General features: G+C 65.2%; 5 protein-coding genes. 3 read left to right on the top strand and 2 right to left on the bottom strand.

The window, feature by feature from the left end; genetic code table 11:
- Positions 1–179 precede the first annotated feature (179 nt).
- Both VK519_RS13930 and VK519_RS13925 read right to left on the bottom strand, forming a co-directional pair.
- Positions 180–3,224: a discoidin domain-containing protein gene (locus VK519_RS13930; RefSeq protein ID WP_324350741.1), complete on the bottom strand. Its 3,045-nt coding sequence runs from the start codon at positions 3,222–3,224 to the stop codon at positions 180–182.
- A gap of 114 nt (positions 3,225–3,338) precedes the next feature.
- Positions 3,339–5,558, bottom strand: coding sequence for a GH92 family glycosyl hydrolase (locus VK519_RS13925; RefSeq protein WP_324350740.1), 2,220 nt, complete (start codon positions 5,556–5,558; stop codon positions 3,339–3,341).
- A gap of 94 nt (positions 5,559–5,652) precedes the next feature.
- Between VK519_RS13925 and VK519_RS13920 the strand changes: the two genes are divergently transcribed.
- From VK519_RS13920 to VK519_RS13910, 3 genes are all read left to right on the top strand, one after another.
- On the top strand, positions 5,653–6,666 hold the full coding sequence (locus tag VK519_RS13920; RefSeq protein ID WP_324350738.1) for a cupin-like domain-containing protein: 1,014 nt from the start codon (positions 5,653–5,655) through the stop codon (positions 6,664–6,666).
- 11 nt (positions 6,667–6,677) lie between these two features.
- The gene (locus tag VK519_RS13915; protein WP_324350736.1) at positions 6,678–8,099 is read left to right on the top strand and encodes an MFS transporter; all 1,422 of its coding nucleotides are present in this window, start codon (positions 6,678–6,680) and stop codon (positions 8,097–8,099) included.
- 8 nt (positions 8,100–8,107) lie between these two features.
- The coding region (locus VK519_RS13910) for a 2OG-Fe dioxygenase family protein (RefSeq protein WP_324350734.1) at positions 8,108–8,564 on the top strand (457 nt) is incomplete at its 3' end.

The following is an 8,564-nucleotide window of genomic DNA, read 5'->3' as shown; positions in this document are numbered from 1 at the left end:
CGACGCCTTCAGGCGCTACACCTGTGACCCGGCTGTCCTTGCCGCCTATCTTGAACGCTGGCCGCAAATCCGGCGGGAACGCGAAGACCGCGAACGCGCCGCACGGCTTGGGCCGAAGCTGGCGCTGGCGATGGCCGAGAGGCATCGCTGGGCCGGTGCGGAGTAAGTAAGGCGGAGTTCTACCACTCCGCCTTCAATACCTTGAACGGTTTCTCCAGCCGCACACTGTCAGCGGTGTAGTCGGTCACCGACTTACCGTCGACCACCACCTTGGCCGGCTTCGACCGTGCCGGCCAGAACACGCGCAGATGACTGCCTTTCCTGATGCCGTCGCCGAGCGTCACGGTAAGCGCCGCACCTTGCTGGCGTGCGGTCATCGTCAGCGATCCGTACTCCGTGGGTAGCTTGTCCACCGACAGGCCCTCGCCCGCCACCCAGGATGCGCCGACACCGGGCAACAGATACAGGCCGTCGTCGGCTTCGCGCATCAGCATGCCGAAGATGGCGCGGGCGTATTCCGAACCGATCCAGGTGTGCGGCATGTCGCCGAGGTAACCCGGATGGCGCAGGCGCGAGTGAACGACTTCAGCGAACACGTTCCAGCCCAGCGGGCGGCGGTCGTGGACGAAGTCTTCCAGCAATTCATTGGCCACGTCCGGGCGGTCCAGCCGCACGTAGGTGAGCACGTTGCGTATCTCATAGGGTGTGTAGGCGTAGAGCGAGCCCGGCGCCCGCCGTGCACGCACGTCGACAAGATAGCGATCGAAGGTGTTCTTCAGGGCCTCCGGCGGCATGATGTCCTGCTGGCCGGCAGGATCAAGGCCAATGGACACGCTGGTGGGATCGTTGCCGCCGAGGTCGGCATCCGATGGCATGGAATCCGAACCCTTCCAGGCCATGGTGCTGCGGATGGACGCCGCGACCGACTCACGCAGCGCCTGGTACTGCTTGCGCGCGTACTCGGCCAACGCCGTGTCACCCCAGCGTTCGGCAAGCCACAGGCCGTCGTGCCATCCCTTCAGCGCCCAGTAGTCATCCCAGTAGCTATGCGTGGGGCTGGAATAACCTTCGTGGCTGATCGATGGCGCGATGATGCCTTGGAAGCGCCCAGGCGCCGGCTGGTTGGCCAGGTAACCCGGCACCATGGTGCGCTCGCGCAACACCTGCAGGAATTTCAGTGCCGCTTCCACCTTGGGCTTGAGTTCCCGCACGGAACCCGCGCCACCATCAAGGCGCGCCACATCCGCCACCAGCGTGATGAATTCACCCTGGCTGTCGTACTCGATGTCCGAACCGAAGCCACGGTTGACGCTGCCGTCCTGGTTCAGGATCGGTGAAACCAATCCGTTTTCGTGCACGGCGTGGCTGGCATACCAGGTGAGGTAATCGCGGGCCACGCGGGCCTGTCCCATGCGCAGCAGGATCGATGATGTCGCCGCGCCATCGCGGATGAATGACCGGTCGTAGTTGCGCGGCCCCGCCTGCATCGCGTGGCCCGTCTGGTTGATCAGCATGTAGGCCGCCTGCGAGCGCAACACGTCCACCAGGCTCTCATCGGGCAATCGGATCCCTACGTTACCCAGTCGATGGTGCCAGTCGGCCGCCACCGCATCAGCACGCGCGTCGAACCCGTCAGCCGGCGACACCACGGAGCGGCCCAGCAACGGAAACGCCGCGACCACATCGCGATGCTCGCCCGGTGCCAGGTGCACCGTATAGGAAAGCGCGCCCGAAGCCAGGCCGCTGTCGTCGTGCACCACGTTGCCATCGGGCAGTTTGCCGGCAGCGACCGCGGCGGTGATTTCACCCTCGCCGTGCGCGCCGAAGGCCGAGACTCCCGCCTGCGTCGGCGCGGTCGAAGCCTGCATCAGGAGCTTGCCGTTGACGTTCACCGTGCCCTCGCCGATGGCAAGGTCATGGATGGCCGACACACCGCCGTTCTGCCACGGCGGGTTCATCTGCATCGGCCGCACGATCAGTGACAGGCTGCCGTCGATGGGCGTACTGCCGGTATTGAGAAGACGGTGGCGCACTTCAGTCACCGGCTGGCCGTCGACGTCGCGCGTGAATGCTTCGCTGCGCAGGCTCAAGCCAGGTTGCACTGTCCATTCCACGGCCGGCATCGGCATCCATTGGTCCCGCAACGTCTGCTTAAGCGTTGCCTGCGCGGCGGACACGGCATGGCCCGAAGCATCGCGCCACACCGGTTGCACCAGCGGCATGCCGCGAGCTGCCTCGATGTTGCCGTATTCATCGAAGATGGATTTCTGCGGCCCGGCCGGGATGCCCACCACCGTCCAGTACACCTGCATCTGATGCAGCGACGACGGGAACAGCTGTGCATTGGCGCGCGAGGCGACGACCTCGTAGCGTTTCATCGGCGTCATCAGGCGCGCCGGGCCCAGCAAGGACAAGCGACTGATCGCCGGAGCCTTGCCATCGACGCCCTGCACAAGAAGACGAAGCGATTTCGGACTGAAGGCCTCACTGGCGGCGAGGTAGGACGTCTCACCCTGCGGGCCCGGGTCGTCCGACACCGCTATCCAGTGCCCCGAAGCATCCAGTTGCTCCAGGCGCGCATCGCCGCGGGGCCCCGCCCACGTCGCTTCAACCCCGGCTGTGGGAAATGCCCGCGGGAACTGGATCACCAACGAACGTGACGTCTTGGCCGAAGCGTCCGCAGCTTTGCCTTCGATCGCGCGAGCTGCCGAGGGTGCCCATATACCGGCCGGTTCCTTGCCCGCCAGACCCTGGATCCGTGGTGAGTCTTCCACCGATACCGGCTCGAACTCGAACACCGAGACACCCCAGTCGGCCGTCCGCGGCGCACTGGCAAGGCGCAGGTAACGCGCCTCTACCTGGGGGAAGAAGATGTAGTCAGTGCCGCCTTTCGAATCCGTGGTGGCGTAGGCCTGCTTCCAGGCCTTGCCATCCAGTGAGGTCTGGATGCTGTACGACTGGGCGAAGCCACTGTCCCAGTGAATCCTGACTCCGCCCACCGCGGCGGCCTTGCCCATGTCCACTTGCAACCAGTTATCGGCACTGAAGGAACCACCCCAGCGGGTGGTCTCGTCGCCGTCGATGGCGTTGGCCGGCGCCAGCGCCGGCACCGCATCCGATGAAGCCGTGGCGTGCCATTGGGCACGTGGCGGCAACGCCGCGTGGGCGATACCGGCCAGGAAAAGGGCGCAAAGCCCGGTCGCAAGGGAAACATTCTTTCGCATCGATCGGGGAACCTTCAAGGCAGCCTTCCTGGCTTCAAGGGGAGGTCCCGGATGCTAATATGAAAACGTTTACATGACAGCCTGCGTCGCAACAATGCCTTGCGCTACCGCGGCTTACATTGGGCTCGGCTTCCAGCTTGCGGCCCAGCGTGAAGGCTTGGATCCCATCACGAAAGCCAGTTCTCCGCCGGCCTGGATCTGCGCCCAGGTGATCACCGGCTCGTCCAGAGGTTTGCCATTCAACGTGGCGGACTGAATATAGATATTGGCCGCCGATGCATTGGCGGACTTGACCGAAAACACCTTGCCGTTGGGCAGGTTCAAGGTCACCCCGCCATAGATCGGGCTGCCGATCATGTACTGCCCGGACACCGGGTTGACCGGGTAGAAGCCCATGGCTGTGAAGACGTACCACGCCGACATCTGGCCGCAATCCTCGTTGCCCAGTACGCCGTTGGGCGTGTTCGAGTACGCATCGCGGGCGAGCTGGCGCACGCGCTCCTGGGTTTTCCACGGCTGGCCGAAATAGTCGTAGAGGTATCCGTAGTGGTGGCTGGGCTCGTTGTCGTGGCGGTTGTGGCCGCCATGGAAGTGCTCATCGAGCTTGGCCGCCGCCTGGGCCGGCCCGCCCATCAACTTCATCACGCCGGGAATATCGTGCAGGGCCGCGAACAGGTACACCCACTGATCACCCTCGGTCCAGCCGCGGTCAGGCGCAGCCCAGGAGCCATCGAGGTTGCGCGCCTGCATGAAGCCGCGCTTCGGGTTCCACAGGTTCTTGTAAGCCAGTGACCGTTTGCGGAAGAAGGCGGCATCGTCGTTCCGGCCGAGCGCACGCGCTACTTCCGCCACGGCGTAGTCGTCGAAGGATTCTTCCTGCGTGCTGGAGGCGCTTTCGGAAATCTTGTCGTCGGGGATGTAGCCGATCTTCGCGCTCCAGGTAAGCCCTGCACGGGCTTCGTAGGGCGTGTGCGGCTCGCGATCGAACCAGCGACGCGTGGTGTCGCCATCGGGCGGCACGGTGGCGTCCTTGTGCACCGCCGCCCAGGCCAGGTTCCAGTCGAAGCCCTTGAAGCCCTTGTTCACAGCCTCCGCTACCAGCGCATCGGCGTGGGTGCCGATCATGATGTTGGTGTAGCTGGGGTTGGGCCATTTGGGCATCCAGCCACCTTCCTGGTAGTTCTGCAGGAGTGCCTTGATCATGCCGTCGACGCGCTCGGGAGCGAACAGGGTGATCAGGCTGTTCTCGGCACGGAAGGTGTCCCAGATCGAATAAGCCGTGTACGACTCGCCCTCATGCACCTTGTCGTCGAAGGCGCTGTAGTAACGGCCATGCTCGGAAAACAGTTTCGGGTATAGCAATGCGTGGTAGAGCGCGCTGTAGAACACATGGCGCTCGTCGTCGCTGGCGCCATCGAGCGTGGCGATGCCAAGCTTGGCGTTCCAGGTGGCCTTCAGCGCATCGCGCCTGGCTTCGAAATTCCAGTCGGGCATTTCCGCATCGAGGTTGGCGCGGGCCTGTTCGATGCTGATGAACGACGTGCCCACCTGCGCTTCCACCACACCGCTGGCGGAAGTGTCGAAGGAGACGAAGGCACCCACATTGTCGCCGGCCACGGTGTCCTTGCCCGGCACCATCAATACGCCCTGGTACACCGTGCGCGCCGAGAACGGCTGGTGGAAACGCACCACGAAATAGCCCTTGAAATTCGCAAGCTTCAGGGGACCCAGATGCGCGTCCATGCGGTCGGGGTTGTAGCCTGATATCTCGTGGCGCACCGGATCGATGCTGACTTCACCATTGACATGCGGCCGCGTGCCTTCGATCAGCACGCTGGCCTTCGACTTCAACGGAAAGGTAAAGCGCAAGTGGCTGGCGTGGTCGGTGGCCGTCATCTCCGTCTTGATGCGGTGATCGTCGCCCTTGCCCATGGTGACCGCGTAGTAGTACGGCGTGCTTGTTTCATCGTCATGGGAAAACGGCTGCTGACGGGCCTCGGGCGCATAGTTGATGCCGCCGATCTCCGGCATCAGGGTGACGTAGCCATAGTCGCCCATCCAGATCGCCGCCTGGTGCGTGCCGATGAAGCCCTGGATCTGGGTGTCTTCATAGGCATAGCTGGTGACGCTGATGCGGTTCTGGCGGGTTTGCGCCGTCCAGTTGGTCATGCCGAAGGGCGTGGTCACCACCGGCATGCTGCCGCCGTATTCCACGCCGCCGCCGCCCGTACCGATATAGGTATTGACCCAATCCACCGGCGAGGAAGCCGGCGCCGGCGCCGCCCCAAGGCCCGTTGCCCATGCCAGGCACACTGCTGTGACAACGACACGCATGAACGACGTCATGGACGACCCTAAGTGAACGACAAGAGGTCTTTATAGCTCCGGGCGGCCCACGCGCCTAGCCCGGCGTGGATGGCCTGCTAGCATGCGCACCATGCCCGCCCCCATCGAAGAACGCGTCGCCCCGGCCCACGCCTTGCGTCCGGACGACTTCGTCGGCCGTTCCACGCCGCTGGTGCTGCGCGGGCTGGGACGTGATTGGGCAGTCGTCCAGAAGGGTCGTGAATCGGCAACGGCCTTCGCCGCCCACCTGGCCCTGCTCGACAGCGGCGGGGTGGTCGACACCCTGCTGATGGATCCTGCCGCGGGCGGCATGGTGGGTTACGACGCCGACATGACCGGCTTCAACTATGCCCACCATCGCGTCACCGTGACCCAGGGACTGAAGCGCCTGGCCGCCTATAGCCGCCAGGAAGGCGCAACACCCGGATTGGCGATCCAGAGCGCGCCGGTGGACAACGTGTTGCCCGGGCTGCTTCCCGATGATGCACTGCCATTCCTTGATCGCATGGTACGACCGAGGATATGGATCGGTAACCACGTCACTACGCCGGCGCATTTCGATGAGTTCCACAACATCGCAGTGGTGGCCTGTGGCCGCCGACGCTTTACCCTGCTGCCGCCCTCCCAGGTAAGCAATCTCTACGTAGGGCCGCTGGACTTCGCGCCTACTGGGGCGGCAATCGCCATGGCACCACTGGACCCGGCCGATGCCCGTTTCCCACGGCTGAAACTTGCCATGGAACACGCCCTGGTGGCCGAGCTTGAACCCGGCGACGCGATCTTCATTCCCCCGGTGTGGTGGCACCATGTGGAATCACTTGAGCCACTGAACGCGCTGGTGAACTGGTGGTGGAAGCCGGCCTCCACCGCCGGCGTGGTGCCGGGTACCGCGCTGGGCGCCTTGATGAACGCCATCCTGGCCTTCCGTTCGCTGCCCGCCGCCGAGCGCAAGGCCTGGCGCGAACTGCTTGACTGGTATGTGTTCGGCGAAGAAGACCCCTCCGCGCATATTCCCGCCCACCGGAAGGGCGTGCTTGGCGAACTCACGCCCGACCTCGCCGCGCGCCTTCGCGATGCGGTCCGGCACTACCTGTAAGGACACCGTGCATGAGCAACGCGTGGCACTCGCCGCCTGACGGTCCGGCCGTCGACGGTGCGCCGGCCGGCGAGGCCACCGCTCATCCGGCCATGGTGCTGGCCACCACCATCCTTGCCTCGAGCCTTTCCTTCATCGACGGGTCGATCGTCAATGTGGGACTGCCGGCAATCGGCCATGGGCTTGGCGCCGATGGCGCGCAGCTATCCTGGGTAGTCAACGGTTACCTGTTGCCGCTCAGTGCCCTGCTGCTTACCGGCGGTGCCGCGGGCGACCTGTTCGGCCGTCGGCGGCTGCTGGTGTCAGGCCTGGTGCTGTTCGCCGTGGCGTCGCTGCTTTGCACGTTCGCGCCTACCTTCGGTTGGCTGCTGGCCGGCCGCGTGCTGCAGGGTACGGGCGCGGCGATGCTGATGCCCAACAGCCTGGCGATCCTTGCCGCCACGTTCGACGGAGCGCGCCGCGGCAGGGCCATCGGTATCTGGGCCGCGGCAGGCGCAGTGGGCGCGGCAGGCGCGCCTTTGCTCGGTGGCTGGCTGATCGATGCCGTCGGCTGGCGCTGGATGTTCCTGATGAACCTGCCCATCGCCCTGGCGGCAATCATCCTGGCGATGCGCTACGTACCAGCCGGCGGGGGCGACGCACGGCCCAGGCTGGATGTGCCCGGCGCGGTACTGGCGTCGGCTGCACTGGCACTATTGACCTGGGCGCTCACCATCGTTTCCGAAGCGCGGATGCTGCCCTTGCGTGCTGCCATCGCCTTGTTGCTCGGCATCGCACTGGGCGTTGCCTTCGTCGTGGCCGAGCATCGCCGCGGCGACCGGGCGATGCTGCCGCTGGCCCTGTTCCATTCGCGCGGGTTCGTCGGCCTTACCGTCCTTACCTTCCTGCTGTATGGCGCATTGGGCGGCGTACTGGTGCTCATTCCGTATGTGCTGATCCGCCTCACACACTATCCGGCGATGGTTGCGGGCGCAGCGCTCCTGCCACTGCCGATCGTGATTTCGGTGGCGTCGCCGTTGATGGGGCGGATGGCCGGCAAGCTTGGGGCACGCTTGCCGTTGTCGATTGGCCCGGTGATCGTTGGCGGCGGGTTGCTGCTGGCAACCCGAATACCCAGCGACGGGAATTACTGGACGGGAACCTTCCCGGCGATGGTGATCATCGCCCTGGGCATGGCCGGGGCGGTGGCGCCGCTCACCACGGCGGTGTTCGCCTCGGTGCAAAACCGCCATGCGGGCGTGGCCTCGGGCTTCAACAGCGCCGTGGCGCGCACGGGGGGCCTGGTGGCCACTGCCTTGCTCGGTGGCGTGCTAGCTGCCAGCGGCCTGCAGCTTGCCGCAGGCTACGACATGGCGCTGATGGTGGGCGCAGCCTGTGCGGTAGCGGCAGGCGTGGTTGCCTTCATCACCATCGAAGGCAGGCGGGAACTATAATCGGCATCATGAATGCCCAAGCCGATGACGTGCTGCTGCCCCTGTTGCGCGAGCAACTTCGACATGATGGTTTTGCGTTTGCCAAAGCCGATGCCATGGCCGGCCTGCTGGGCCCGCTGCCCGACTTCGAAGCGTTCGCAGCCAGCTGGGAACGCCTGGCGCCGGATACCTACCTTGCCGCGCGCGGACGCCAGCGCCGCCGCCGGCACGCCACCTTCCGCGTGGATGAAACAGGCGCCATCAGCCAGGCGCCGCACCAGGCGCACTACCAGAGCCTGGCGTACAACACGCTGCAAGGTGACATCGAGCGCTGGTTCGAACCGGTGGAGCCGGACATCGCCGCAAGCCTCACGCTGGCGGCGATCCTCAGGCTATGCCACGAACTGTTCGCCTCGCTCGCCGCGGCCGTGCCACGCTGGCACGTGGAGCTTCACCAGTTCCGCATCGAGGCGGCGGCAGGCGCCG

Source organism: Pinirhizobacter sp., assembly GCF_035317885.1.
Classification (GTDB): Bacteria; Pseudomonadota; Gammaproteobacteria; order Xanthomonadales; family Rhodanobacteraceae; genus Pinirhizobacter.
The sequence above is the reverse complement of the archived record's forward strand: the minus strand, read 5'-3'. Positions and strand labels throughout refer to the sequence as shown.

Excerpts from the sequence above, each read along its gene's own strand:
- VK519_RS13930 (WP_324350741.1), bottom strand. The coding sequence starts at position 3,224 with ATGCGAAAGAATGTTTCCCTTGCGACCGGGCTTTGCGCCCTTTTCCTG.
- VK519_RS13925 (WP_324350740.1), bottom strand. The coding sequence starts at position 5,558 with ATGCGTGTCGTTGTCACAGCAGTGTGCCTGGCATGGGCAACGGGCCTT.
- VK519_RS13920 (WP_324350738.1), top strand. The coding sequence starts at position 5,653 with ATGCGCACCATGCCCGCCCCCATCGAAGAACGCGTCGCCCCGGCCCAC.
- VK519_RS13915 (WP_324350736.1), top strand. The coding sequence starts at position 6,678 with ATGAGCAACGCGTGGCACTCGCCGCCTGACGGTCCGGCCGTCGACGGT.